This window comes from Glutamicibacter sp. NPDC087661 (assembly GCF_044743275.1).
Taxonomy (GTDB): Bacteria; Actinomycetota; Actinomycetes; order Actinomycetales; family Micrococcaceae; genus Glutamicibacter.
Window position 1 is genome coordinate 25299 of sequence record NZ_JBIUWE010000006.1, and the last position, 25821, is coordinate 51119.

At 60.8% G+C, this 25821-nt stretch carries 22 protein-coding genes; 11 read left to right on the plus strand and 11 right to left on the minus strand.

The window, feature by feature from the left end:
- Nucleotides 1-46: 46 nt before the first annotated feature.
- Complete coding sequence (locus tag ACIOTN_RS15290; protein WP_402735626.1) at nt 47-1888, plus strand: AMP-dependent synthetase/ligase; 1842 nt, start codon at nt 47-49, stop codon at nt 1886-1888.
- Between the two features lie 72 nt (nt 1889-1960).
- Here the strand turns inward: ACIOTN_RS15290 and ACIOTN_RS15295 are convergent, their stop codons facing one another.
- Entirely contained in the window at nt 1961-3472 is a 1512-nt protein-coding gene (locus ACIOTN_RS15295; protein ID WP_402735627.1) for a TIGR01906 family membrane protein, read from the minus strand.
- 209 nt (nt 3473-3681) lie between these two features.
- A complete protein-coding gene (locus tag ACIOTN_RS15300; RefSeq protein ID WP_208294212.1) occupies nt 3682-4083 on the minus strand; it encodes a DUF3499 domain-containing protein in 402 nt (133 codons plus the stop codon).
- A gap of 91 nt (nt 4084-4174) precedes the next feature.
- On the opposite strand from ACIOTN_RS15300, the gene ACIOTN_RS15305 reads away from it, so the two are divergent.
- Nucleotides 4175-4633: a metallopeptidase family protein gene (locus tag ACIOTN_RS15305; protein WP_105657471.1), complete on the plus strand. Its 459-nt coding sequence runs from the start codon at nt 4175-4177 to the stop codon at nt 4631-4633.
- Between the two features lie 11 nt (nt 4634-4644).
- On the opposite strand, the gene ACIOTN_RS15310 is transcribed toward ACIOTN_RS15305, so the two are convergent.
- Genes ACIOTN_RS15310 through ACIOTN_RS15325 form a run of 4 tightly spaced genes read right to left on the minus strand, consistent with a single transcriptional unit; the run spans nt 4645 to nt 12216 of the window.
- Nucleotides 4645-5574, minus strand: coding sequence for a heme A synthase (locus tag ACIOTN_RS15310; RefSeq protein WP_105657470.1), 930 nt, complete (start codon nt 5572-5574; stop codon nt 4645-4647).
- 26 nt (nt 5575-5600) lie between these two features.
- On the minus strand, nt 5601-8222 hold the full coding sequence (locus tag ACIOTN_RS15315; protein WP_402735628.1) for a DUF5719 family protein: 2622 nt from the start codon (nt 8220-8222) through the stop codon (nt 5601-5603).
- On the minus strand, nt 8222-11746 hold the full coding sequence (locus ACIOTN_RS15320; protein WP_402735732.1) for a glycosyltransferase family 2 protein: 3525 nt from the start codon (nt 11744-11746) through the stop codon (nt 8222-8224). Before ACIOTN_RS15320 ends, ACIOTN_RS15315 begins: the two co-directional genes overlap by 1 nt.
- Nucleotides 11692-12216: a WhiB family transcriptional regulator gene (locus tag ACIOTN_RS15325; protein WP_105657494.1), complete on the minus strand. Its 525-nt coding sequence runs from the start codon at nt 12214-12216 to the stop codon at nt 11692-11694. Before ACIOTN_RS15325 ends, ACIOTN_RS15320 begins: the two co-directional genes overlap by 55 nt.
- 288 nt (nt 12217-12504) lie before the next feature.
- On the opposite strand from ACIOTN_RS15325, the gene ACIOTN_RS15330 reads away from it, so the two are divergent.
- Nucleotides 12505-13233 carry a TIGR03089 family protein gene (locus ACIOTN_RS15330; protein ID WP_146112920.1) on the plus strand — a complete coding sequence of 243 codons (729 nt, stop codon included), beginning with the start codon at nt 12505-12507 and terminating at the stop codon, nt 13231-13233.
- Here the strand turns inward: ACIOTN_RS15330 and ACIOTN_RS15335 are convergent.
- A complete protein-coding gene (locus ACIOTN_RS15335; RefSeq protein WP_105657466.1) occupies nt 13230-13799 on the minus strand; it encodes a GtrA family protein in 570 nt (189 codons plus the stop codon). The two genes, ACIOTN_RS15330 and ACIOTN_RS15335, sit on opposite strands and share 4 nt — an antisense overlap.
- A 176-nt stretch (nt 13800-13975) precedes the next feature.
- Between ACIOTN_RS15335 and ACIOTN_RS15340 the strand changes: the two genes are divergently transcribed.
- The 4 genes from ACIOTN_RS15340 (at nt 13976) to manA (ending at nt 18659) form a co-directional block, all read left to right on the plus strand.
- Entirely contained in the window at nt 13976-15136 is a 1161-nt protein-coding gene (locus ACIOTN_RS15340) for a 5-(carboxyamino)imidazole ribonucleotide synthase (protein WP_402735629.1), read from the plus strand.
- Nucleotides 15137-15210: 74 nt separating this feature from the next.
- Entirely contained in the window at nt 15211-15741 is a 531-nt protein-coding gene (purE, locus tag ACIOTN_RS15345; RefSeq protein ID WP_105657464.1) for a 5-(carboxyamino)imidazole ribonucleotide mutase, read from the plus strand.
- Nucleotides 15742-15758: 17 nt separating this feature from the next.
- Entirely contained in the window at nt 15759-17384 is a 1626-nt protein-coding gene (locus tag ACIOTN_RS15350) for an LCP family protein (RefSeq protein WP_105661716.1), read from the plus strand.
- Nucleotides 17385-17450: 66 nt separating this feature from the next.
- Nucleotides 17451-18659: a mannose-6-phosphate isomerase, class I gene (gene manA / locus ACIOTN_RS15355; protein ID WP_402735630.1), complete on the plus strand. Its 1209-nt coding sequence runs from the start codon at nt 17451-17453 to the stop codon at nt 18657-18659.
- Between the two features lie 107 nt (nt 18660-18766).
- On the opposite strand, the gene glpX is transcribed toward manA, so the two are convergent.
- Nucleotides 18767-19801 (minus strand): class II fructose-bisphosphatase, encoded by a 1035-nt coding sequence (glpX, locus tag ACIOTN_RS15360; RefSeq protein WP_105657461.1) that lies wholly within the window; start codon nt 19799-19801, stop codon nt 18767-18769.
- Nucleotides 19802-19957: 156 nt separating this feature from the next.
- Between glpX and ACIOTN_RS15365 the strand changes: the two genes are divergently transcribed.
- The 4 genes from ACIOTN_RS15365 (at nt 19958) to ACIOTN_RS15380 (ending at nt 24182) form a co-directional block, all read left to right on the plus strand.
- The gene (locus tag ACIOTN_RS15365) at nt 19958-20632 is read left to right on the plus strand and encodes a DUF4245 domain-containing protein (protein WP_332728213.1); all 675 of its coding nucleotides are present in this window, start codon (nt 19958-19960) and stop codon (nt 20630-20632) included.
- A gap of 66 nt (nt 20633-20698) precedes the next feature.
- Nucleotides 20699-21328 (plus strand): carbonic anhydrase, encoded by a 630-nt coding sequence (locus tag ACIOTN_RS15370; RefSeq protein WP_105657459.1) that lies wholly within the window; start codon nt 20699-20701, stop codon nt 21326-21328.
- A 129-nt stretch (nt 21329-21457) separates the two neighbouring features.
- Nucleotides 21458-22870: a class II fumarate hydratase gene (locus ACIOTN_RS15375; RefSeq protein ID WP_105657458.1), complete on the plus strand. Its 1413-nt coding sequence runs from the start codon at nt 21458-21460 to the stop codon at nt 22868-22870.
- A 121-nt stretch (nt 22871-22991) separates the two neighbouring features.
- Complete coding sequence (locus ACIOTN_RS15380; RefSeq protein ID WP_402735631.1) at nt 22992-24182, plus strand: dipeptidase; 1191 nt, start codon at nt 22992-22994, stop codon at nt 24180-24182.
- Here the strand turns inward: ACIOTN_RS15380 and ACIOTN_RS15385 are convergent.
- From ACIOTN_RS15385 to ACIOTN_RS15395, 3 genes are all read right to left on the minus strand, one after another.
- Nucleotides 24179-24697: a GNAT family N-acetyltransferase gene (locus tag ACIOTN_RS15385; protein WP_402735632.1), complete on the minus strand. Its 519-nt coding sequence runs from the start codon at nt 24695-24697 to the stop codon at nt 24179-24181. The genes ACIOTN_RS15380 and ACIOTN_RS15385 overlap by 4 nt on opposite strands.
- Nucleotides 24698-24814: 117 nt before the next feature.
- Nucleotides 24815-25282: an NUDIX domain-containing protein gene (locus tag ACIOTN_RS15390; RefSeq protein ID WP_105657455.1), complete on the minus strand. Its 468-nt coding sequence runs from the start codon at nt 25280-25282 to the stop codon at nt 24815-24817.
- 4 nt (nt 25283-25286) lie between these two features.
- A complete protein-coding gene (locus ACIOTN_RS15395; RefSeq protein ID WP_105661711.1) occupies nt 25287-25790 on the minus strand; it encodes an A24 family peptidase in 504 nt (167 codons plus the stop codon).
- Between the last annotated feature and the right edge of the window lie 31 nt (nt 25791-25821).

The following is a 25821-nucleotide window of genomic DNA, read 5'->3' on the forward strand; positions in this document are numbered from 1 at the left end:
AATAGGCCACTAAGACGACCATCGAATCCCAAAGGACAATTCTTCAATGCAAGAAGTAACCGTCGAGCTACTCACTGATCTAGCACCAGAAGTAAACACGACGAGCCTACTCCTTGATCGCGTAGCACGTGGGGCGCAACGACCACTGTTCAGCGTGCAGCGCGACGGCACCTGGCATGATCTCAGTGCCGGTGATTTCCTCATTGATGTCAAGCGCCTGGCAATGGCGCTGATCAATGATGGGCTGCAGCCCGGTGACAAGGTCGCCATTATTTCCCGTACCCGCTATGAATGGGCTTTGGCAGAGGAAGCGGTGTGGTTCGCCGGAGGCGTGACGGTCCCCATCTACGAAACTTCCAGCGCCTTCCAGATCGAATGGATCCTGCGCGACTCCGGTGCGCGCGTGGTTTTCGCCGAAAACCACGAGCTGCGCGCCAACGTCCGCCAGGCGGCGGCTCAGCTGGGCGAACCGGTTCGCACACACATCTTTGAAGGCTCCGACACGGCGGACAAGACGCTTATTCCCTCCGCTGGCCTGCATCAGCTGATGGTTCCTGCCAACCAAGTCGATGAGCAGCTGGTCGAATCCCGCCGTGCTTCCATGACCCTCCAGGACGTGGCCACGATGGTCTACACCTCGGGTACCACCGGGCGTCCCAAGGGCTGCAATATGACCCACTCGAACTTTGCCATGGTGGCGCATAATCTGGCCGGCCATATGCTCGAAGTGCTCGGTGAAGAGCGCCGAACGCTGATGTTCCTGCCGCTGGCCCACGTATTGGCTCGTGCCGTCCAGCAGACCTGCATCCACGGCGGATCGGTGATTGCTCACTCCAGTTCCATGGCCAATCTGGTCGAGGACATGTCCGCGGTCAAGCCCGGCTTCCTGCTGGCCGTGCCGCGCGTCTTCGAGAAAATTCGCACCACCGCTTTGGCCACAGCCGAACGTGGCGGCAAGGCCGAGCTGTTCCTCAAGGCAGAACAGGCAGCCATCGAGGTTTCCAAGATCCGTGATGCGCGTGCGCGTGGCCTCAAGACTCGCATGCCCTTGGGCCTGCGTGCCCGCCATGCCTTGTTCAGCAAGGTCCTCTACCTGAAGTTGCAGGCCGTCTTTGGCGGCCACTGCGGTTACGCGATTTCCGGAGCCAGTGCATTGAACCCGGACTTGGCTCATTTCTTCCGCGGCGCTGGCATTGAACTGCTCGAAGGCTACGGCCTGACCGAAACCACCGCCCCAGCCACCGTGAATCAAGCATCACGAATCCGCGTGGGCACCGTGGGACGTCCGCTTCCCGGCACCTCCATCAGGATCGCCGATGACGGTGAAATCCTGGTCAAGGGCATTGGGGTTTTCGCGAGCTATCACAACAATCCTGCCGCCACGGCTGAAGTCTTCGATGAAGACGGCTATTTCAAGACTGGTGATACCGGTGTCCTGGATGATGGAGGATTCCTCCAGGTCACTGGCCGCAAGAAGGAACTGATCGTCACCGCCGGCGGCAAGAACGTCTCCCCTGGCCCGTTGGAAGAGATGGTCCGCGCCGGACGCATCGTCTCCCAGTGCGTACTGGCTGGCGAACAGCGCCCATTCATTACGGCCATGATGACCCTGGATCCCGAAGAACTGGTGCTGTGGGCCAAGGCCAAGGGGCTTGAATCCATGACCCTGGCTGAGGCGGCGATCAACCCAGCAGTGATCGCCGAAATCCAGAGCTACGTGGATACCGCTAACTTGACCGTTTCCAAGGCTGAGTCCATTCGCAAATTCGTGGTCCTGGAAGAGGAATTCACCGAAGCTTCCGGGCACCTGACCAACTCGTTGAAGCTCAAGCGCCAGAGCGTTCTCGAAGAATTCGAAGGCCGCGTGGAAGCCCTCTACCGCCAGTAATTCCCACTGGGTAAAGCAATGGGGAGCAGTTCGCCATGAACTGCTCCCCCAGTGCTTTAAGCCTTGTGCCAGCTAGTTGCCAATGCCGAACGCACGGGCCTCCTGGCGCAGCCGGGCCGCCTCACGGCGGCGGCCGGTTGGCCAGCAACTGATCAATACAGCGACGATCGTGGCCAGCAGCAGCACGGCGATGCCAATGGCGCTATCGAGCCAGTACTGCTCTGGGTACAGGCGGATCAGCGTATCGCTGACGTTGAAGGTCCAGGTGCCGTCGGAGAAGAAGAGGGCATGGAACTGGGTGAAGAAATTGTCCCATCCCACAATCGCGGAGACGGCCAGCGCAGCAATGCCCGCCAAGGCCAAGATCGCTCCCGAGAACAATGCACGCCGTACGCCGCCTGCATAGCGCTTGGCGAGGTACCAAACACCGATGATCAAGATGACCGCTAGAACAGCTCCGAGGATATAGGCGAACCCGATGAGGTTCTTCACGTCCACCATGTGCTGGACTTCCCCTTCGGTGAACATGCTTGAACCGGTGGAAAGCTTCAGGCCGGCCAAGTATTCGGGGCCGGCAAAGTTGTTCAGGTAATCCACACCGTAGCTGCCGTAGGTCAGGCGTTCAGAATCGGTGAAACCAAAAGAATCGCTTGGGAATCCAGGGCGGCCGTAGGACAGGGCCAGGAAAGCCGGCGTGGCAACCAAACGGATGGCAGCGATCAAGGTCAGCAGCGGGAAGACCAGAGCCACGATCACCTGGGCAGTACGGCCCAGGGCCGGCTTCGAGTTCAGCGCCCGTTCGCGCGCAACCCGGCGCTTCACGGCCGCTTCGGAAGGTTCCGGTTCTGGCGCGTAGCTGCCAAAGACGCGGTTGCGCGCCTGGGCAACGGCAGCCTTTGTTGTTGGCAGGGATCCGGTCTTCGGAGCAGCAGACACCGGTGGCACGCTTTGCGCGGTGGTTGCCTTCTCGCTGGCCTGCGGCTCAGCGGACTTCCCGGCACCGGCGGCGGCTTCGCTTTGCACCTGCTTCTCCGCTTCGATTTCGTGCGGCAGCTTGATGGCGCGAATGACATCTTCTACTGGCTCTTTAGCGGCCGGCTTCGCAGCGGGCGCCTTGGCGGCAGGCTTCGCGGCCGCAGGTTTGGCCGCAACTGGCTTGGCGGCTGCCTGCTTGGACGCCGCGGGCTTGACGGGCGCTGGCTTGACCGGCTGCTTGGTTGCCGGGGCTTTGGCCGCAGCAGGCTTGGCCTCAGCTGGCTTGGCCGCAGGGGTCGCGGCAGGCTTGTCTGCCGCTGGCTTCACGGGGGCAGGCTGCGCCTTGGCTGCAGGAGCTGCAGTTGGGTTCTTGGTCTCGGCGTCGGTTTTGCCGGACATCGCGCGGCGGATGGCCTCTTTGCGGGCTTCTTCCTTTTGGGCAGCGGCGTTTGCCTGGGCCTGGTTCTTGTGCTTTTCCAGGCGCGCAGTAAGCTCTTCAGCTTTTTGGCTCAGGCTGGTCTGTGGGCCTGGCATGTTGCCAGTGGCAGCCGGTGCCGGCTGGCCCGTAGTTCCTTGCCCTCCAGTGGGGTTTTTCGCCGCCTCAGCCATGAGGAGTCCTCCTGCAATTCGCGCGATGGTGTGCTGTTTTGGGGTTGCTTCACGGGCCGAGTACGGCGCACGCGCCTTTAGCATATCCAGCGAGTCGAGTCATCTGACGGATTACCACACCACAATTGGATTTCAGCTAGGACACAAAGAGGCGCTGCAGATGCCGCCAAAGTGCCGATGCAGGTTCAAGAATTCTTCGAGAAGAAGGTCTAGGCTTCTTCGTCGCCAGCTGGGAGCACAGCCAAGCGGACGCGAGTGTCAAAGCGCTGTGCACGGATATCGCGGGGACGGACCGAATCAATGGGCGAATCCGATGCATGGCGAGGTTCGCGAACCTTTGGTTCGCGATCGCGGACGGCATTCACCAACGCGTTCAGCTCATCTTCTGGTTCAAGCACATCTGGGATGGCGCCACGGATCAGGCTCCACCCGCTGGGAACTGTCAGACGGTTCGCATGGCGGGCGCACAGGTCATAGCAGTGCGGTTCCGGGTACGTCGCCAAAGGCCCAAGAACAGCAGTTGAATCTGCGTATACGTAGGTAAGAGTAGCGCGGGCCGTTTCACGGCAGGCTGGGCGAGAACAAAGACGAAGACCTTCCACGTTTGCCATTCTACTCGGCTGGTCAGCACATCCTTGGGATCTTCGCCCATTTGCGGGCTGATGGGCACCGGCACAGTGTCGCAAGCGCTAGGCTGAGTTAATGAACTCCAAGTTGCCTGATCCGCCAAGCGGTTCCCGTCGCCACCGCCACGGACGCGGGCGGCGTGGCCCGCTGATGCCCATGCATCTTCCTGCTTACCGTTCACGGCCGGAACGATTTGATGATGCCGTGATGGCCAGTGCGCAAAGGCTCTCGGAACGCTGGCCCGGAGAAATTGAAAAGATCGATTTCCTGATTGATCCGGTGCCCAGTGACAAGCTGCTGGAACAGGCTGCTGCACTGGGCGAGCGGGTGCCGCTTGCATCATCAAAATCAGCTTCGGCTAGCCGCCCAGCGCGCATCATCATTTATCGCTTGCCCATTGAGCAGATTGCGGAAAACACCGGCGAACTCTTGGATCTGGTCCATCAGTGCGTGGTGCACGAGGTCGCGCAGCTTTGGATGAAACCCATCTCGGAAGTGGACCCCGCATATTTCCCTGAGGATCCGGACTACTAGGGCCATCTTCTCTAGCTGGCCTGGATCCGGCTTTCACGTCCCGGCGCATGGGAGGCCAGGCCAACGCGCACGGCACCGATCCATACCAGCGCAGCACCAACCAGGTGGGCGACCACAAGCAGCTCTGGCAGGCTGGTCATGGCCTGGATCGCTCCGAGCAGCCCCTGTCCGGCCAATACCCAGAGGTAGAGCTTGGCTTTGTGCGCCACGTCCGGTACTTGTTCTTTTCTTGCTTGACGCCACATCACCAAAGCAACAACCAGTGCGCCCACGGCTGCTGCGGCATGCACGAGAGTGATCTGCAGCCAGTCGAAGCCCATCCGCGGGACCTCGGCCGAGTCTCCGGCATGCGGACCTGAGCCGGTCACCCCGGTGCCAATGATGACGAGCAGGGCGCTGAGAACAACTAACCAGGTTCCCAGCGACTTCAGCGAATCCGTACTGGCTTTTGAGCCGGCGTTTCCCAGATTCTGCACCTTGTCCCAGGTGGCCGCAGCGGCAGTGAGCAGCAAGGTCGCAGCCAGGAAATGGGCGGCAACTACGTAGGGGTTCAGTTTCACCCAGACGGTGATCCCGCCAATGACCGCATTGAGCACAACAAGCCAGAACTGGAACCACGCCCATCGGGTGATGCCCGGAACTGGTTCGCGTTGCAGTCGGGCGGCAATGATGACCCAACCAACCGCTGCGCACAGGACAAAGGTGAGCAGCCGATTGACGAACTCGATGGTCGCGTGAATCCCCATTTCAGCGGTTGGCGCGATGGAGCCGCCGGTGCAGGTTGGCCAGTCGGGGCAGCCTAGTCCTGACCCGGTGACTCGAACGACACCGCCGCCGACAATAATCAGAATCGCTGCGATCATTGCCGATAGCGAAGCTGCCTTGAGCGAACTACGTTCCAGCGTGATTCGCTCAGCCAGCCATGCGAAAGGGGTCTTCAATTATCCAGTTCCTTAATGGCGGATTCCTAGCCGCCGATGTTCACCACAATGCCGTCGCGTCCGGCATTCGCCTGTGGCATGGCAGCCCAAGCGATGGAACGTTCGGAACCGAGCACCAGCTGGGCCAGGTAAGCGTTGGCATCTGTCGAGAAGATGACTGCTTGGGCATTTTCGGAGACAGATTTCGGATCAAAGACAACACTCTGCCCGGCCTTGATCTGGAGTTTCTTCGGTTCCTCCAGCTTGCCGTCCTTATTAACCACCACTGCTTCCACCGCTGAGTCTGCAGCTACGGCGGCGATGGCGAATTTCCCAGTGCCATTAGCCGACAGCGGCATGGCCTGCGTACCGGCTAGCGCGTTGGAGCTCACCGCCCAGGCAGTGTCCGAGGAGTCCTTCGGGTCCGCACCGCGAACCATCTTCACCGCTGCGGTGACCGGAGCATCGGACTCGACAACTACCGTGTAATAGCCACCAGCCAGCTGGGTCAGATCCACAATCTTCGTCGCGTCGGAGTCGACGGCGAGGTTATCGTCGAAGCTGGCGGCGACTTCGCCGTCTTCGCCCAGGACCTTCACCTTGAATCCAGCGCCCGAGGAGCCTGTTGCCGCAACGTGCAGCTGTGGAACCAACGACTTGTTGTCCTTGCTGAGCTTGGAAATATTCTCCTTGCTCTCGATCCACACTCCCGGAATCACCTGGCTGTTGGAAGCCGTCGCGTTGGCGCTGACCAGTTCAACACCCGACGGGGTCAAACCGCGCAGGGCGGCCTGTTGGACCGATGCAGTGATTTTTCCGCCAACACTGGTGATTTCAGCCGAAACAGAATTCAGGTTCTGCGCGTAGCCGCCGAGCACGATGGCCCGGCTCTCCCCCGCTGCCAGGACAATGTTCTGCAGCGTCGAGGTGTCGATCAAGCCGTCTGGACCTCGAAGCCGCAGGGACACCTGGGCAGTGGTATGCGTTGGGTTGGCCAAATGCATCACGCTGGTGGATCCGGTACTTGTCTGCAGGCCGGTGAATCGCCAGTTGGACGCCGGGGCCTGGCACGTTGCGGCAGCAAGCCCTGCCAGGTCGCCATCCTTGGCTTGGTAGCTGCGCACGGCGCTGCCCTTAGAAGCGAGTTCGCCCAGCGGCTGCAAGGTGTAGACCTGGGCATCATCGATATCGTTGGCAGTTGAAATCTTGCTGGCGCGGCCGGTCAGGCCCTCATCATCAGCGCCACGGGCCTCGGCAGCTTCATCCTCAGCGATGCGTCCAGTCAGCTCATGCGCGCCGCTGCCATCGAGCTTGGTGAAGGAGGAGCCCGGAATGCGCTTGGCCAGATCCGAAACGGCAATGCTGCGCAGGTTGCTGGAAATGTCCTTGGCACCTGGGGCAAACTGCGCATCGGTGCCTTCCACGCCCTTGAGCAGCTGCGGGGTTGCCGAGCAAACGCTGCTGGAGTCACCTGCGGGCAGGTTCGTCACGGCAGCTGGCAAAGACTTTTCGGCCGGTGCCGGGGCAAAAATTGATCCGGCACCCACTGCAGCGCCAGCAGCCGCGACGGCTACCAGGCTGAGCAGAACCGCGCCGGTCTTCTTGCGCGTCGGCGCGGCAGCCGCATCCTTGGAGGCCGCGGCGCGGGCCTTGTCCAGCTTCTGGCGACGCTTCGAGACGTTGCCGTCCACCGATTCCGCCTGCGGCCCGGCTGCGGGCGCATCCAGCGCACTGGCAGCGGCAAGTTCTTCCTTCGCGGCGTTCCGCGCGCGAACCTTCTCCAGCCGATGGCGGCGCTTGGCAGCCTTCGGATCTTCCGGTTCTGATGCCATTGCGGCTTCTTCTCCAGGCTTCGGGCCGGCCGGCTGGTTCTTCTCAGCCTCGGTGGAACCAGCGCCAGCTGCGGCACCAGTGGCTGCCACGCCGGCAACTTGCGCAGCTGCGCCTTGCTGCCCCGAGGAGTCCCCGGCATCGTTCTGCTTCCCGGAAGCCCTAGCCGCTTCTGCGGCCGGCGGCTTGACTGGTTCGGGAACAACTACAGGGTCCTGGACTGCAGGCTTCTTCGGTCCAGCGTCCTGGGCGGCACCAGGCCCCGTCTTGCTTCCAGCCGCGGCTGGGCCGGCGTTCTTGGCAGGCTCGGCGCCCTGGGAGTGTTCCGGCTGCGCAGCTGCATCAGTGGTGCCCGCGGCGGCTGCATCAGCTGCAGGCAGTTTGGCGTGCGCAGCCTCGGGCTGCTCCGATCCGGCTTGAACGGAGTCCGGCTTGGGAGCCGGCTTCTGTTCCGCCGGTTCGCCTTGAGCCTTCGCCTGGGCAGCCTGCGCGGTGGGCACCGTTTCCTTGGCGTCCTTGTTCCCTGACTTCGCCTCAGGCTGCGGCTTTGCCTTTGGTTCTTCCCGCTGAGCGGCCTTGGCTTCAGCCTTCGCCGCTTTCTCGGCGTTCTTCGCTTCGGCCTTGGACCGGGCCTGGGCTTCCTTGGCGCGGGCCTTGTCCAATTTGGCATCGACCTTGGCCCGGGCCTTGGCAGCCTTTGTCTCAGCACGCGATAGTGTCGCCGACACTGGGGTGGTGTCCTTGGCTTCTGGTTGCGCGGAGGCCGGTTTCGGGGCCGGGGTCTGTTCAGTTGGCTTGTCAGCAGAATCCGCTGAGTTCACGTTCTTCTCGTCGCTCACTACTTCTTCTCCTGCTCGGCATCGGCGTCCGAAATCCGGTCGCTGAGCTTCGGGGTCAAGTTCTCACGCATCTCGCTGGCGCGTTCGCGTGCCTCGCGTCGGCTCAGTGGCATGGTGCCGGTAGCCGGGCTCTGGACTTCGGCGGCCGCCAAAACGGCCGAGCCGTCGGCGAGTTCTTCATTTTCGTCGCGTGGCTCACGGAAGCGGTATTCGTTGTTGCGGTAGTTGGCGAATCGCCGCGAGCTTGGCACCGGAATGGCCAAGAGGACGGTAATCAGCAGAACTATCGCGCTGAGCACCAGAACCGGTATGGCCGTGGAGTCCTTGTGCGACAACGTCAGCTTGCCGCCCTCGGCAGGAAGCTCGTAAGCCTGGGCCCATCGAGTTTCCGAATCCTCGGGATAGGACACCGAACGCAGGGATTCGCCATCAACGCTGGCCCGCAGCTTCGGATCCGACGCTGTTGCAAGGACCAGGGTCCGCTTGGCATCAGAAGCCGGAATTTCCAGATTGGCGATCTTGCCACGCTGGGTCGGCAATACGCTCACGTCTCCGTTTTCAGCGACAACGCGGGCAAATCCAGCGCCCTGATTCTCTTCATCGGCTTCATAATCCACTCGCCACAACCAGCCGCTGTCGGTCTGGCCGACCGATGCCAGCCCAGTGGCCGCATCCAGGATGCGAACGGTCGCTGGGACAGATTCACCAGTCTCGTTGAGCACGACAAAGCCCACGCCCAAGTCGCGCAACGATTCGCGCGAATCCAATGCAGACTCGGAGAGCAGCATCGCTACGGCTTTGCTCTGAACCTGCGCGGTGGCAGAAGCTTCATTGCGTTCAGGATCCAGCAGCGGTCCGGTCATTTGCTTGACCTGCGAGTAGCGGCTGATGCTGTCCAGGGTTTCACCGGAACCCGAAACCAACTGGCTGTCGATTTCACCGGAGGAACGCGGGCTGAGCACCAAGGTGCGCTTCTGGAATTCGGAGCGGCCCGCATCGGCTGCCGTGGCAGGCAGTGTGCGAGGCTGGGAGCTGTGGACCTGCTGGGCCGAATTCAGGGACGTCAGCGTTTCGGACTCCGCGGCCGGATTCAGCTGGGCGCCAAGCAGCACGGCGCCGGAAGCGAGAACCGCGATCACGCTGAATGCGGCCATCAGGCCCATCGCCGGACGAGAACCCTGCGTCCGCATCGAGCGCGGCTGATCTTCATGGCGCAGGGCAGCTAGCGCGTTGGCGGCAGCTGCAAGCAATGCAAACATGGCAAAGGAGACGAACGGACCGGTGTAGGCGCTCACCGCGGTGTGCGAGTCCAAGGTGAACGGGACAAAACCGACGGCCCATCCCGCTGCCAGCGACAGGACTGCGCCCCACAGCAGGCGGCGGGAGTTCCGGCGCATGCTGGAACTGTGGCTGAGCGAAGAACTCAAGGTCCCGAAAACAGCCAGCACGATGATTGGAGCCCCGACCAGCAGTGCGGCGACCAAAGCCCACGGACCGGCGGGCAGGAAGTCCCAACCCACCAGCGAGGCGTTGGCGTTGAAGGATTCCGGGAAGCCCAGCAGCATCTGCCATGGGGCAGCTGGCGAGAACGCGCGCGCCGCACCGGGCTCGGTGAACAGCAGCCGCAGATCGCCCAGGCCGGCAAACAGCAGCGGAAGATTCCACACGATTGCAGGCAGCGGGATCCACCACAGGCTGCGTGCGCGGCGCACCGAGAAGATGGCCAAAACGTAAATCAGGATGCTGGCGGTCAGGAAGAATGAAACGGAACCGGCGGAGATCACCCAGAGCAGCAAGGCGGCGCTAGCCGAAGCGGTCCATGCGGATACGGATTGCTGCTTCGGGTTCTTGGGCTTCGCGCCTTCGATGGCCACATGGGCATTCATGGCACGGATAATTGCCAGGAAGAACAGCGGCAGCAAGATGTGGATCAATACCGAGCCGACTCGTCCCGAGGCCAGCGAAGAGACCAGCGAAGGCAACAGGGCCCAGATCAATGCGGCGAAGAACCGGACAGCACGCGAACGGCTCACCGCGCCAATGCCCCACCACGCGGTCAGGGCGGCCAACGGCATCGCGGCGAAGAAGAGATAGATCGAAGCTTCGTTGGCATGGTTGAAAGTCACCAGCGAGAAAAGCCAGAACAGCACATCGGAGTTATCCGGCGGAGCGCTCAATCCGGTGGTGATGTTCTGCCACCACGATAGGGCGTTGGCGCCGATTTCCTGGTTGCTGTTGGACAGCGGGCGCAGCGCGCCGCCGGACAAAGCAGTGGATCCAAGCAGGCTGCGCCAAGCAACCAGCGAAGCGGCCCCGGAGAGCAAGAGTGCCAGAATCAGCGAGAGTACTGCGGTGGTGCGCGGCGGACGGGCGATTCGCACGAAGTCGGAGAAGTTGTCACCGCTAGGTTCAACCATCGCGTCGGCGCCACTGCCATCCCCGTAGACCTCGCCATCGGCACGCCCGGTGTTCACATTGCGGCGGTATTCGCGCACCTGTGCGCCGGAGACCATCAGCTTGCGGACCTGGCGGCGTGGAATTTCGCGGATCTGGGCGACGTTGCGACGTGAAGCGGCCAGCTTGCCCGGGGAGAACAGTCCGCGCAGGACCGAAGCCAGGTGGCTGAAGCCATGGCCCGGGTCCTTGGCCAGCAATGCTACGAGGAAGTGGCCGATGCCGCCGAGCAGCAATCCAATCCACAAGAACGGCAGTTCCAAAGGCGAAGCGAACTTCAAGCGCTGGAAGACCTCCGAGCGCTTGGCTTCGCGCGGGCCTGCCAGCGAGTCGACGACCTCGACCTGGTGGTACATCTTGGCACTTGGCACCACGACCACGCGGTGACCGGCCAGGCGGTTGCGCCAGCATAGGTCCACGTCGTCGCCACGGCCCGGAATAGCCGGGTCGAATCCGCCCAGCTGCTCAAAGACCTCGCGCCGGATAAACATGCCGGCCGAGGACACGGCAAAGTAATCGCTTCGTCCGTCGTACTGGCCCTGGTCGACTTCGTCGATATCGATCATGGTCAGGCGCTGGGCCTTGCGGTCCACGCTCAAACCCACCTCGACCAGATGGCGCGGGTTATCGATGTCCAGCAGCTTGCAACCGGCAATGGATACCGATTCGGAGGCCTCAACGGTCCGAGTCAGCTGTTCCAGCGCGTCGGGAGCAGGCATGGAGTCATCATGGATAATCCATAGCCATTCATCACGGTCCAAACGCGCTTCGGGCAGTTGCGAAACCGCTACTTCCAGCGACAGCCCCAAGGATCCTTCATCGGCGACCAGCAAGGCGGAGTTGGAAGGCAAGTTCGCCCGCAGGACCTCTAGCGATGCGTCAGAGGACGAAGCGTCAACTCCGACGAAGCGTTCGATAGGCCGGGACTGGTTTCGCAGTGCGGCCAAAGTGCGTGGTAAAAAGTCAGCGCCATCGTGCGAAGCAACGATGGCGGTGACGTGAATTGGCGGACGAATTAGATTGCTCGTTTCCGTAGACGGCGACGTTCGCGCTCTGAGAGCCCTCCCCAGATTCCGAAGCGCTCGTCATTGCTCAAGGCATATTCTAGACATTCCGAACGGACAACACATGCGCCGCAGACGCGTTTCGCGTCGCGAGTCGATCCGCCCTTTTCAGGGAAGAACGCTTCGGGGTCAGTCTGTGCGCACAGAGCACGGGCCTGCCAGCCCAGCTCGCCCTCGTCAACTTCGCCGCCAACACCAAGCCAAACTGCCTTGATGGTTTCGCGCACTTCGTCATCCTCGTCGAGCTCAGGAGCCCACGAGCCAACCGAGGAGATTTCTTCGGTGTCGGATAACGTGTCGTGCTCTTTCAGGAAGCTGTCGGCCGCGGTCTCCAGATCGGCTGCAACTGCAACCCGTGCGGACTCACCGGCTTGAGGATCGACAAACCAGTCGGATGGTGCGTCCTCCAGCCCATATTGAGCCGACGCAACAGCCGAGGTCGAAAATTCGGAGTACCCCTGCTCCAGATTCGCCATGGTGATGTTGACCTTTCGATTGGTTTGAGGAGATCGGGCCGTCATTGCTCCCGATCCATCCGGCAGCATTTATTCCATCGAACTAGCGAAAAGTGATGAACCTGCCCGGACTCACCATCTAATTACAGCCGTGTAACTCCGCTAGAGTCAAGCGGGGAGGTCATTCTAAGAAGAGTTCTCAGGAAACTCCCGGCACAACACGCCGTCAAAAGACGCACATGAGGTGGGCGAGTCCCGTCTTGGCTGAATTCTCGGTGAATTCTCAGTAATTAAATTTAAGGACATCCAATGAGCAATAGCCTACAATCACGAACATTTGTCGAGAATCTTCTCGCGCCGCGGCGCAGTTCAGCCTCCCCATGGCTCACCTGGTACTCCGTCAGCGGGGAACGCATCGAGCTGTCCGGACGGGTATTTGACAATTGGGTCGCGAAAAGCGCCAATCTCTTGGGCGAGGTTTTCGACCTCGATGAAGACTCGATCGTGGTGCTCGATTTGCCGGCGCATTGGAAGTCCCTGGTCGTGGCCCTGGCCGCGCTGCACCATGGCGCCACGCTGGTCGATGCTGGGCATGATGATGCACAGCAGGCATCGGTGTGGGTGACGGCCCAACCGGATGATGAGCGCATCCCCAGCAGCTCTGAAATCCTTGCCGTGAACCCGGCAGCTCTCGCGCTGTCCTTCGGCTCGGATCTCGGCCCTGTCGCAGAAGACTTCAATGCCTCCGTGCGTACCTACGGGGATCAGTTCTATCCCTCGCCAGTAACTGGTGATGCCTCAGCCATCGCAACCAATGGTGACACCCCGGTCAGCCTTGCTGCGTTATTCGATACCGAAGCTAAGGCGCAAGGAACAATTCTAGTGCGTGCTCAGCAACCCGTGCTCTCCTTGCTGCCCTTCGCCATTGGCCAGTGGGCAGCGGGTGACGGAATTGTGCTAGTAGAAGACGGGATGGAAGTGACCCAGCGCCTGCGCGACGGCGAACGCATTAACTTCGACTACCAACCAGCGGATTAGCGAGCCACCGTCGGTACCGTGCCGGTATCGGCCTGGCCAGCGGAGTGCGCTGCGTCAGCGCCGGTATCGGCCTTGTGATTGCCCAGAACTTCGTGGTCGTGGGCGAATTCTTCCTCCGCATCCATCGCGCTGCCGAAGACCCAGAAACGGTAGGCGAAGAAACGGAAGATGGTGCCGAGCACCAAGCCGACTACCGAACCGGCAATGAACACCGAGGTGGGATCGGTCAAGCCCAGCCAGTATTTGGTGACCCATACGCAGGCCGCGGCAATGCCCAAGCCGATGGCATTCATGATGATGAACATCACGAGCTCGCGCACCACATTGGCCTGGCGGCGGTGGCGGAAAGTCCAGTAGCGGTTGGCCACCCAAGAGAACATCGTCGCGACGACGCCAGCAATGATTTTCGCTTTAACCTGGGAATCGCTCATGGAACCGTGCAGGAGCCAGACGTAGATCCCCGAGTCGATGATGAACGCAACGCCACCGACGACGCCGAACTTCGCCACCTCGCGCCACAGCAACGAGATGAGTCCGGCTATTTTGAGTTTGATGCGCTCGAGCAATTGTCCTCCAGGGAATATTGTTCCCGTCTGGCTAGCAGTAACAAGGCGCGCTAAGCACTACGAGAAGCGCGCGATCTTGCTATTTTATCGGCACTTTCTGGAAATTGACCGAATTGTGAGAGTAATCAGACAACGCGCATGCGATTCTCAACGTCGCTTTCGATACCCTTGTAATCGTGAGCTTTCCAAAAATTGGTGTGATTGGTGGCGGGCAGCTAGCCCGAATGATGGCCCCCGAGGCCCTGAACCTAGGTTTCGAACTGCATGTTCTTGCCGAAGGTCCTGATGTTTCGGCTGCGCGAAGCGTTCCCGACGCTCCTGTAGGCGACTACAAAGACCTCGAAACCCTGCGTGAATTCGCCAAGGGCAAGGACGTTGTCACCTTTGACCACGAGCACGTGCCCAACGAATTCTTGACCACCCTGATCAATGAGGGCGTCAACATCCAGCCCCGTCCGGCTGCGCTGATCCATGCCCAGGACAAGCTGGTCATGCGCGAGGCCATCGAACGCCTCGGACTACCGAACCCTGCGTGGGCCAAGGTTGACGATGTCGATGCCCTGATCGCTTTCGGTGAGCAGACCGGCTGGCCCATTGTGCTCAAGACCCCGCGCGGCGGCTACGACGGCAAGGGCGTGCGCATGCTGGACAATGCCCAAGACGCCAGGGATTCCGCCGACTGGTTCGCCCATGGCCCGCTGCTGGCCGAGGACAAGGTCGAGTTCTCCCGCGAACTTTCCGCGTTGGTAGCCCGCACCCCTTCAGGCGAGGCCAAGGCTTGGCCCGTGGTCCACACCATCCAGGTTGATGGAGTCTGCGATGAAGTGATCGCGCCTGCCCAGGATATTGACGAAGCCACCGCAGCCACCGCAGCCGATGCGGCCTTGCGCATCGCCGAAGAATTCGGCGTCACCGGAGTCATGGCCGCAGAGCTCTTTGAAACCCCAGGTTCAGGAGCCGGTTTCGTGATCAACGAATTGGCCATGCGCCCGCACAACACCGGCCACTGGACCATGAACGGTTCGGTCACCAGCCAATTCGAGCAGCACCTGCGTGCGGTCCTGGATCTGCCGCTGGGCGAAACCCGCGAGCTGGGCGTGACTGTGATGAAGAACTATCTCGGCGGCGCCAACCAGGACCTCTACTCGGCTTTCCAAGCCGCCTTGGCCGCCGCGCCAGAAGTCAAAGTCCATGCCTACGGCAAGTCCGTGCGCCCGGGCCGCAAGATCGGCCACGTCAACGTTGTGGCTAACGCCGGGCAAAGCGTAGATGAACTTCGTTCGCAGGCCAATAAGGTTGCCGCGCTCATCCGCGACGGCATCGAAGCCGCCGTCTAGACTTTATTTTGATCAAGAGCCGCTGCCGCGTACCGGGCAGCGGCTCTTACTAGAACACCGCAAGGAAATATCTCATGTCTGAAGCACCACTGGTCGGCCTCGTAATGGGTTCTGATTCCGATTGGCCGGTCATGCGCCTGGCCGCACAGGCACTGGCCGAATTCGGAATCCCTTTTGAAGCGGACGTCGTTTCGGCGCACCGCATGCCAGAAGAAATGATCGATTACGGCAAGAAAGCCCACGAACGCGGACTGCGCGCAATCATCGCCGGCGCAGGCGGTGCAGCGCATCTTCCGGGCATGCTTGCAGCTGTTACACCGCTGCCGGTGATCGGAGTTCCAGTTCCACTGGCTAAACTAGATGGAATGGACTCCCTGCTCTCCATCGTCCAGATGCCTGCAGGAGTCCCCGTAGCAACTGTTTCCATTGGCGGAGCACGCAATGCCGGCCTGCTGGCTGTGCGCATGCTCGCAGCGGGAACCGATGAGCTAGCCGAATCGTTACAGGTAAAGTTGCTTCAGTTTGCAGATTCACTGCGCGAGCAAGCCCATGCCAAGGGTTCGGCTTTGCGCGCTGAAGTTGCCAACGAGAATTTCGCTTCCTAGGGAAAGTCCAAAAGTACATGGGTTCTGCCAGTCACCGCGCACCAAGTCCGTTGCGCCAGCCGGAGACCATCAGCTCTCCGCAGCGCAGCAAGCGGGCTCTGATCCTGGTCCTGCTGACCATCTTCTTCCCCGGCGGCGCTCAGCTGGTCGCGGGAAATCGCAAGCTTGGACGGATCGCAGTGTCCATCACCATGGCCTGCTGGCTGGCCATTCTTGCGCTGGTTGCCCTGTACTTCATTGATCGTTCGATCATTCTCGGCTGGGTTGCCCACCCGAACTTCCAGCTGTTCTTGATCATCGTGCTCGGCACGCTGGCCCTGGGCTGGCTGATCATGTTCATCAACACCTTGGTGATTATCCGGCCTAAGCTGCTGGCCCCTGGCATGCGTGCCATCGTTACCATTTTCACCCTGGCAGCCGTGGTGGCCACCAGCGGTGTCTTCATCTACGGCGCCTCGCTGCTGAATACCGGACGCGAAACCATTGTGGCCGTATTCGATGAAGGACCCGCCTTCGAGCCAGTCGACGGGCGCTACAACATCGCAGTGTTCGGTGCCGACTCCGGTGCCAACCGCGAAGGCGTCCGCACCGACGTTGCGGCTCTGCTTTCTGTTGATGCCAAAACCGGCAAGAGCCTGCTGATCTCGGTGCCGCGCAACTTCCAGAGCGCACGCTTCGCCCCGGGCTCGCCCATGGAGAAGATCTGGCCCGAAGGCTACAACTGCGGCGACGAATGCATCTTCAACGCCATCTACCGCAATGCCGAAACCGAGCACGCGGATGCTTTCCCCGAGACCGTGAAGAACGTCGGCGCGCAAGCTGCCATGGACGCGCTGGAAGGCACCACGGGGCTCCCTGTCCAGGGCTACGTCATGATCAACATGGCCGGGTTCGAGCAGTTTGTCGACGCATTGGGCGGGGTCACCATCGACTCCGGCGGATGGGTTCCCTACAACGGGAAATACCACGAAAACAGCACCGTGCGCACGCACTGGTTCGCACCGGGCACCCACGAATTCACCGGCAAGCAGGCATTGTGGTTTGCTCGCTCACGCGACTTCACCGATGACTACCACCGCATCAAGCGCCAGCAGTGCTTGCAGCAGGGAATCATCAAGCAGTTCAAGCCGCAAACGATCCTGAGCAATTTCACTTCGATCATGTCCGCCGGTGAACAGCTGGTTGAAACCGACATTCCAGCAGGTCAGCTCGGTTCCTTCGTATCCCTGGCCGAGAAGGTATCCAAGGAGCCAATGGCCCGCTTGACCCTCGGTGCGCCGGACTTCGAACGCAGCTTCTCCACCTACCCCGACTTCGACAAGCTGCAAGAGCGTATCCAGACGTTGATCGCAAAGCAGAACGAGCCGGAGAAGAAGAAGGAAAAGAAGAAGGACAATCCTGAAAAGAGCGAGGACACCTCCAAGTCCTCGGCTCCGGAAGAAACAACCCAGGCTTCCGAAGAAGCGCCGGAAACCACTGACGTGAACAATGCTCCGAAGCTGTCGAAAGAGGACAGCCCGGAATTCACCCAGCCAGATGGCAGCCCGATCACCGAAGAGTACTTGGTGCAATTGGAAATGGCCGGCTACCGCACGTTGATTTCAGAGATCGCAGCCAATAACGACGAATGCTCGGTTCCGTAAACGGTCAAGACCCCCCGACCGCCATGCGACCCAACTACCGCTCCTGAAAGGCTATGGTCAAAAGACGTGTTCGAGTTGAAAAACGCGATTAGGGACTACCACTGGGGATCTGCTTCGCAGATTTCCGATCTGCTCGATCTGCCCGCGGAAACCACCCCGCAGGCCGAGATGTGGCTCGGTGCCCATCCCGGGTGCCCGAGCCGGATCTCCGATAGCGGGACAGCGCTCAATGATTTCATCGCCCAGGATCCAGAGCACATATTGGGTTCAGCAGTCGCCCAGCGCTACGGACGTCTGCCCTACCTGTTCAAGGTGCTCTCGGCGACCCAGCCGCTGTCGATCCAGACGCACCCCACGCTGAAGCAGGCGCAAGAGCGTTTCGCCCAGGAAAACGCGGACGGCAAGCCTTTGGATGCTGCTGACCGCAACTACCGCGATGACAACCACAAGCCGGAGATGCTCTTTGCCCTGACCGACTTCGTGGCGCTATCGGGCTTCCGCCAACCAGCGCAGATTGTTGAAGACCTGCAGATCCTGGCCGCGCAGCTGCCGGACTCGGCGCATGCACCGATAGGCCAGCTGCTCGACCTGCTGCAGGGCACCGATCCGCTGGCCCGGACTTTCAAGCATGTGCTGACCGAGGGGGACGAAATTTCCCAGCTGGTAGCGCAGATCAGCGAAGCAGTGGCAGGCAGCCCTGAATTGCACGGCAATGCCCATTTCGCCGAGCTAGCCTCGATCAACAAGATCTATCCTGGCGATCCGGGGGTCTTGGTCGCACTGCTGCTGAATTTGATCTTCCTGGAGCCTGGCCAGGCCATCAGCCTGGGCGCCGGCAACGTCCACGCCTACCTGCGCGGTTTGGGAATCGAGGTCATGGCCAATTCGGATAATGTGCTGCGTGGTGGCCTGACCAGCAAGCATATCGATGTTCCCGAACTGCTGGATGTCACCATTGCTGCCCCCTCCCCTGCCCCGATCCTGGAGCCGGTGGCCCTTGATACCCATGACCGCTTGTACAAGCCCGACTTCGAAGAGTTCCAGCTGCAGGTACTCGATCCCATAGAGCCGGGCCTTGCCGCTGATCTGCAGTTGCATGGTGCCGCTGTGCTGCTGTGCACCGCCGGTGAGTTCCTGGTAGCCACGCGTGAAAGCGAACGCAGCATCAGCCGCGGGCAGTCGTTGTTCCTCACCGCGGCCGAACTGCCAGCCACCGCCATCTTGCAGGGCACCGTTCCGGGCCAGCTCTTCGCAGCCAGCGCCCAGATCGACTAGCCGCACTGCCCTGAGGCCCTTCGTGGCACTATAGGGGCCAAACGCAAAACTGCGAGCCATGGACTTGAATCAAGTCCATGGCTCGCAGTTTTGCAATCAGATGCGGATTAGCGGGTGTAGGCTTCCCACTTATCCTGGTGGTGCTCACCCTCGACGAAGCGGATGGTGCCGGACTTGGCACGCATGACGATCGACTGGGTGTGGATGCGGTTGTCCTTGTAGCGGACACCGCGCAGCAGGTCGCCATCGGTGATGCCGGTCGCAGCGAAGTAGCAGTTATCCGAGGTCACCAAGTCGTTCGTGGTCAGCACGCGGCCCAATTCGTGGCCGGCGTCGATGGCCTTCTGCTTCTCGTCGTCATCAGTTGGCCACAGGCGGCCCTGGATCACGCCGCCCAGCGCCTTGATAGCGCAGGCGGTCACGATGCCTTCAGGGGTGCCGCCGACACCCATCAGCGCGTCAACGCCGGTGCCTTCGCGGGTTGCGGCGATGGCGCCGGCAACGTCACCGTCCATAATCAGCTTGGTGCGGGCACCAGCCGCGCGGATCTCCTCGATCAGGCCAGCGTGGCGTGGGCGGTCCAGGATGGTCACAGTCACCTGGCTGACCTTCTTGCCCTTGGCCTTGGCGATCAGATGCAGGTTCTGCTTCACTGGCAGGCGGAGGTCAACGAGCTCGGCTGCCTCTGGCCCGGTGACCAGCTTCTCCATGTAGAACACGGCGGAGGGGTCGAACATCGAACCGCGGTCGGCGACGGCCAACACGGACAGGGCGTTGTTCAGGCCCAGCGCGGTCAGACGGGTTCCGTCAATCGGGTCGACTGCGACGTCGCATTCGGCGCCGGTGCCGCTGCCAACCTGTTCTCCGTTGAACAGCATTGGAGCTTCGTCTTTTTCACCTTCGCCAATCACGACAACGCCGTTGAAGTTCACGGTGGACAGCAAGCCGCGCATGGCGTCGACTGCGGCACCGTCTGCGGCATTCTTGTCACCGAATCCGACCCACGGCGAGGAAGCGATGGCTGCCGCTTCGGTTGCACGCACCAGCTCCAGTGCTAGGTTGCGGTCCGGCTCCGCGTCGGAAACCGACAGTCGCGGAGAAAGGTGGGCATAATTGTTCTTTTCGGTCACGAAAGATCCCATCACTGAGTCGTAGTCATTGCGCCTATGCAAACAAGGACATTCTATCCTCTAGAGTTTTCGCTTTACAGTTCGTGTCGGGAGTGCCTGCTCATAGTTCGACGTGCGTTTGGGCACTCTGGTTCGAATTCCACAGAATCTTCGGGGAGAATGGAAGGCGTGCAACCTGAGAAGAACACCGAGAACAGCGTCCCGGCTACCGGCAACACGGTCAACGGTACCCAGACGCCTGCTGCGTCCCCTCGAAGCCTCGACGATCCGAATGCCACCTTCGAGGATCTGCCGTACAAGCCGCAGCTCACCGAGAAGCAGGCCAAGCGCGCGAACCAGACCTTCAAGGGCATGGTGCTGTCCATCGGCTTCACGGTTGCCATACTCATTCCGGTGCTCATGCTCAACCCGCCGCCCAAGGACGACGCGTTTGAAAGCGACGTCAACCTGCAGGCCACCGCGGAACAGACGGAACAGATTTCTGGCTTTGAGATCTTCGCCCCGGAACTGGGCGACAAGGCATATGCGAACTTCGCTCGCTGGCAGGCTAACACTGCACAGGGTGTCCCCTATTGGGAATGCGGCCTCGTCTTCGAAGACAAGAACTTCGTGTGGGTTCGCCAAGCTGCTGACGCCAACCCGACATGGATAGCCCTGATCACCGATGCGGCGACGCCCACCGAAACTCGCACCATCGGCGGAGCGCAGTGGGAAGTGCGCACCAAGGACCAGAGCACGTACCTGATCTCCGAGTTCAAGGACTCCACCGTCGTACTTTCCAGTGACACCTCGGCCGAACAGCTGAACAGTGTTGCCGAACAGGTCGCTAGCGAGCTGGATTAAGTCACGTTCACGGGAAAAGCCAGTCATATATTCGATATTCGAACAGCATCCCGTAGAATCTGAGTCATGCTCTCTGAATCAACACAACCGACCCTGACGCCTAAAGAGGCTTGGGAAAAGCTCAGCGCCGGCAATTTCCGTTTCGTCAACGAAGATACCCAGCACCCCAACCAGGACAGTGCTCGACGGCAGAAGTTGATCTCCGGCCAGGAACCTTTCGCTGTCATCTTCGGCTGCTCTGATTCCCGCCTTGCGGCAGAGATCATTTTCGATGTGGGTTTGGGCGACATGTTCGTGGTGCGTACCGCAGGCCATGTCCTGGATCCAGCAAGCCTCGGTTCATTGGAATTCGCCGTTGACGCCCTGAACGTACCGTTGATCGTCATCCTCGGGCATAACTCCTGCGGTGCGATTACCAGCGCCATCCAAGCCAAGGAAACTGGCAACATGCCCAAGGGCTTCGTTCGCGACCTGGTCGAGCACATCACCCCTTCAGTCCATGCCGCCGAACGCAAGGGCATCACCGACGTGAACGGCACCGTTGTCGAGCACGTCAAGCAGACCACCGACCGTCTCGTCGACCTGTCCAGCATCATCGCGCTGGCCATCGAAGAGGGCCGCACCGCGGTCGCCGGCGTTGCCTACCACCTGCACGATGGCCGTGCCCAGCTGGTCTCCAGCCTGGGCCTCGACTAGAAGCTCCAAGCTTCAGGAAAAGCCTTGTAAAACGGCTTTTATTCCCAAATCGGTGAAGCGTCACTGTTGGTTGTGATGTTTACGTCAGAGACCTGTCATTCGATGACGGTTCGGGCGTACTCTGGGCTCATGACTAACAGTGACGATTTCCGTATCGAACATGACACCATGGGCGAAGTCCGAGTTCCGGCTCAGGCCCTGTACCGCGCGCAAACCCAGCGTGCCGTCGATAATTTCCCGATCTCGGGCAAGACCTTGGAATCCTCGCATATCAAGGCCCTGGCCCAGGTCAAGAAGGCCGCCGCACGAGCCAACCTGGCGCTCGGCGTTCTCGACGAAGAACGCGCTGAGGCCATTGTGGCCGCAGCCGATCAGGTCGCTACCGGGCAGTACGACGAGCACTTCCCCATCGACGTATTCCAGACCGGTTCCGGAACCAGCTCGAATATGAACACCAACGAAGTTCTCGCCGAATTGGCCACCCGTGCCTTGAAGGCCCGGGACAGCGGCACCGAGGTCCACCCGAACGACCACGTGAACGCCTCGCAATCTTCCAACGACGTCTTCCCGACGTCCGTGCATGTTGCCGCCACCGGAGCTCTGCTCAATGACCTGGTCCCGGCCCTCGGAACCTTGGCTTCCTCGCTGGAGGCGAAGTCCGCCGAGTTCAAGGATGTGGTCAAATCCGGCCGCACCCACCTGATGGATGCCACCCCAGTCACCCTTGGCCAGGAATTTGGCGGCTACGCAGCACAGGTACGCTACGGCATTGAACGCATCGAAGCGGCCCTGCCACGCGTTGCCGAAGTTCCCCTGGGCGGCACCGCGGTAGGCACCGGCATCAACACCCCAGACGGCTTCCCGCAGCAGGTCATCGAGTTCCTGCGCGAAGACACCGGCCTGCCCATCACCGAGGCGCGCAACCATTTCGAAGCACAGGCCAACCGCGACGGACTGGTCGAGGCCTCCGCAGCTTTGCGCACCATCGCTATCTCGCTGATCAAGATCGCCAATGACCTGCGGTGGATGGGCTCCGGCCCCAACACCGGCTTGGGAGAAATTGCGATCCCTGATCTGCAGCCAGGATCCTCCATCATGCCCGGCAAGGTCAACCCGGTCATTTCGGAGGCAACCATCCAGGTAGCAGCCCAGGTCATCGGCAACGACACGGCCATCGCTTGGGCCGGAACCAACGGCGCCTTCGAGCTGAACGTGGGCATCCCGGTCATGGCCTCCAACCTGCTCGAATCCATTCGCCTGCTGTCCAGCACCTCAACGGTGATGGCCGAAAAGATGATCGACGGCATCAAGGCCAATGTGGAACGCGCGCGCTTCCTGGCCGAGGCTTCCCCATCGATTGTCACCCCGCTGAATAAGCTGATCGGCTATGAAAACGCAGCCAAGATCGCCAAGAAGGCTGTTGCCGAGGGGCTGACCGTACGCGAAGCAACCATCGCTTTGGGCTTCGTTGAACGCGGTGAAGTCACCGAGGAACAGCTCGATCAGCTTCTGGATGTTTCCACCATGGTGGGCAAGCACTAATTCCCTGCTGCTCCACCCCTGCTGCTACCGCGGTTCGATGCTCGCCATCGGGTCGCGGTAGCGTACTTTAACCCGGAAAAACAGACTCCTACTTACCGGTAACATCTGCTAGCCTCCACCTATGACCCGCACCACATCTCGCTCTTTTAAACGTCTTGGCCTCTGGATTTCCGGCACGCTGGTAGTCCTCTTGGCCGCATTCTTCGCTTTTGCTCCCGGCATCGTGGAAAACACCCGCAATAAGATCGAGGCCGCGGGTCTGCCAGCGGTCGGCGACGACGCCTCGGAACTGCATTCGCGCTTGCAGATTGCCGACATGCATGCCGACACCTTGATGTGGGACCGTTCGCTGCTCAAGCGCTCGGACCGCGGCCATGTCGACCTGCCGCGCATGGAAGAAGGCAATGTCGCCCTGCAGGTCTTCTCCTCGGTTTCCAAGTCGCCCGTCGGCCAGAATTACGACTCCAATAGCGCCGAATCGGATAACATCACGCTGCTGGGCATTGTCCAGCTGCAACCGCCTCAGACCTGGTTCTCGCTCCTGGAGCGTTCGCGCTACCAGGCCAAGAAGCTGCGCGACGACGCCGCCGACTCGCAAGGCACCCTGCGCACCATCACCACCACCGCCGAGCTCGACCAACTGTTCAAGGACCGCAAGAGCGGCCAGCAGGTCACCGGAGGCCTCTTCTCGGTAGAGGGCCTGCATAATCTTGAGGGCGACGTCAGGAACGTGGATGTCCTGTTCAACGATGGCATGCGCATGGCCGGGTTCACGCACTTCTTCGACAACTCGGTGGCCGGCTCCAAACACGGGGTCGAGAAATCAGGGCTCACCGACCTTGGCCGTGCTGCACTCAAGCGCATGGAAGAGCTGGGGGTCATCGTCGACCTGGCGCATTCCAGCGACGCGGCTTTCAATGAAGTCCTCTCCCTGGCTACTGAACCCGTGGTATTCAGCCACGGCGGTGTCCAAGCCACCTGCGATGTGAACCGGAACCTCACTGACGATCAGATCCAGGCCATAGCCGAGACCGGCGGCGTTATCGGAATTGGCTACTGGGACGCTGCGGTCTGCACCCTGGATGTGGATTCGGTGGTGGACGCGATGGAGCACGTCATCAAGGTCGCAGGAATCGAACACGTCGGTTTGGGCAGCGACTTCGACGGAGCAACTACCGTCGCATGGGATGCCAGCCAGATTGCTGTCATCACCCAGGAACTGATGAATCGCGGCTATTCGGATACGGAAATCGCGGCCATCATGGGCGGAAATACGTTGCGCGTATTCCGCGAGGTGCTTCCAGCGAACTAGCTCAGTTCAATCCAATAGCGTCGCAGGTCCTCAGTGGAGCCGAAGCGGGGCCCGATTTCGGCAACCGGAGTGACGCGTTCGAGGACTCCGCCGCAAGCTTCGATGGTTCGCGCCGAAGCAGTATTGGAGTCGTTGCAGGTAAGCAGGACCCGCGGCAGGCCAAGGCTGCGGGCTTGTTCCAGGGATCCGGCGAGCGCGGTTCTGGCCAGGCGATTGCCACGGGCGCCCGGGCGTATACCGTAGCCGATGTGCCCGCCGACTTCGCGAAGGAAATCATTGCCCAGCTCGTGACGCAAGCTGACCGCGCCCAAGTACTCATCGTCGTGCGCTAGCCACAGGGTGCTTTGCGCAACGAAGCCATCCGGTGGCGTGAAGTGCGGCTTTTCCAGATCCTTGAGCAGCTGGACCCACTGCGCGAAGTCTTCTGCGTTGCGCAGATCCCAACCGTATTTGGCAGCGTAGAAGACCGAGGCCCCGTCCTGCTCCGCCCCCGCCCATTCGGTTGTGCTCCGCATGAAGGAAGCATGCAGTGCGGCAGAAGGTTCAATCAGTCCAATCCCGGTCATGGAGCAAGTCTAAGCTCATGCCGGCGGCATTCACGCATGCCACAGCGGATTTGAAGGCAGAAAACGTCAACTGGCGAAATAGCCACCGGGCCGAGGGTCCAGTGCCCATTGCAGCGCCCGTTCGTGCAGCGGCGGGAGTTCTGGCCGGTCAGCCAGTTCGAAGTACCCCACTTCCAAATTCTCGTCATCGTTGACCTTCGCCGTGCCGGAAAGGTGCCGAGCCTTGAAAACTACATCCAGGTACTGCGCGTGATCCCCATTGGGATACACCGTGGGAGCTGTCACCCCGACCCCCAACAGGTCCGTGATTTCGCATTCGACGCCGGTTTCTTCCAGCACTTCGCGGTGTGCTGTATGCGAAGGCTCTTCGCCTGGATCAATAATTCCTGCCGGCAGGGTCCATTTGCCATTGTCAGCACGTCGCACCAACAGCACCCGGCTGTCGTGGAGGACAACTATTTTCACCCCGGAGAGCCATAGCAGTTCATGACCGATGCGTTCTCGAAGATGGGTTACGAATTCTGGAGTTGCCATGATTTCATCGTGCCATAAGCAGCACTGCTAAAGACCCAATGAGCATGAAGGGACCGAAAGGGACCGCTGATTTCAGCGTCAATTTCCGCACCGCCACGCCCCCGATAACCCAGCCGGTGGCCAGCAGGAAGGCAAGCAAGGTCGCGAAGAACAAACTGGGCAAGGAATAGTATCCGAGATTCATCCCCAGCACGCCGGCCAGCTTCACATCGCCCATGCCCATTGCCCCAGCGGAAATCAGCGCGAGGAGCAGATAGCCTCCGCCAAGCAGCAGCAACCCCAAAAGGCTCATCAGCAGCCCATGCCCATCAGAACGGAAGATCCCCAGCGGCGCGATCACCACGATGCTGGCCGCCAACCAGTAGGCCAGTAGCCGGTTGGGCAAACGATGCCTCGCCATGTCTTCCTTGGACAGGAGGAACCCGAAACCAAGAAAGCAGGCTAGCTGGAGGAGAACCAGCGCTGCGGTGGTCGGGCTTTCCTGTGCCACGTTCCAAATTTCTGACATGCATAGAGCATAGGCACCTCATTGGATCTTC

Bases quoted from the DNA above. Each gene is read 5' to 3' on its own strand.
- ACIOTN_RS15290 (WP_402735626.1), top strand. From the start codon at position 47: ATGCAAGAAGTAACCGTCGAGCTACTCACTGATCTAGCACCAGAAGTA.
- ACIOTN_RS15295 (WP_402735627.1), bottom strand. From the start codon at position 3,472: ATGGCTGAGGCGGCGAAAAACCCCACTGGAGGGCAAGGAACTACGGGC.
- ACIOTN_RS15300 (WP_208294212.1), bottom strand. From the start codon at position 4,083: ATGGCAAACGTGGAAGGTCTTCGTCTTTGTTCTCGCCCAGCCTGCCGT.
- ACIOTN_RS15305 (WP_105657471.1), top strand. From the start codon at position 4,175: ATGAACTCCAAGTTGCCTGATCCGCCAAGCGGTTCCCGTCGCCACCGC.
- ACIOTN_RS15325 (WP_105657494.1), bottom strand. From the start codon at position 12,216: ATGGCGAATCTGGAGCAGGGGTACTCCGAATTTTCGACCTCGGCTGTT.
- ACIOTN_RS15330 (WP_146112920.1), top strand. From the start codon at position 12,505: ATGAGCAATAGCCTACAATCACGAACATTTGTCGAGAATCTTCTCGCG.
- purE (WP_105657464.1), top strand. From the start codon at position 15,211: ATGTCTGAAGCACCACTGGTCGGCCTCGTAATGGGTTCTGATTCCGAT.
- ACIOTN_RS15350 (WP_105661716.1), top strand. From the start codon at position 15,759: ATGGGTTCTGCCAGTCACCGCGCACCAAGTCCGTTGCGCCAGCCGGAG.
- glpX (WP_105657461.1), bottom strand. From the start codon at position 19,801: ATGGGATCTTTCGTGACCGAAAAGAACAATTATGCCCACCTTTCTCCG.
- ACIOTN_RS15370 (WP_105657459.1), top strand. From the start codon at position 20,699: ATGCTCTCTGAATCAACACAACCGACCCTGACGCCTAAAGAGGCTTGG.
- ACIOTN_RS15375 (WP_105657458.1), top strand. From the start codon at position 21,458: ATGACTAACAGTGACGATTTCCGTATCGAACATGACACCATGGGCGAA.
- ACIOTN_RS15380 (WP_402735631.1), top strand. From the start codon at position 22,992: ATGACCCGCACCACATCTCGCTCTTTTAAACGTCTTGGCCTCTGGATT.
- ACIOTN_RS15385 (WP_402735632.1), bottom strand. From the start codon at position 24,697: ATGCGGAGCACAACCGAATGGGCGGGGGCGGAGCAGGACGGGGCCTCG.
- ACIOTN_RS15390 (WP_105657455.1), bottom strand. From the start codon at position 25,282: ATGGCAACTCCAGAATTCGTAACCCATCTTCGAGAACGCATCGGTCAT.
- ACIOTN_RS15395 (WP_105661711.1), bottom strand. From the start codon at position 25,790: ATGTCAGAAATTTGGAACGTGGCACAGGAAAGCCCGACCACCGCAGCG.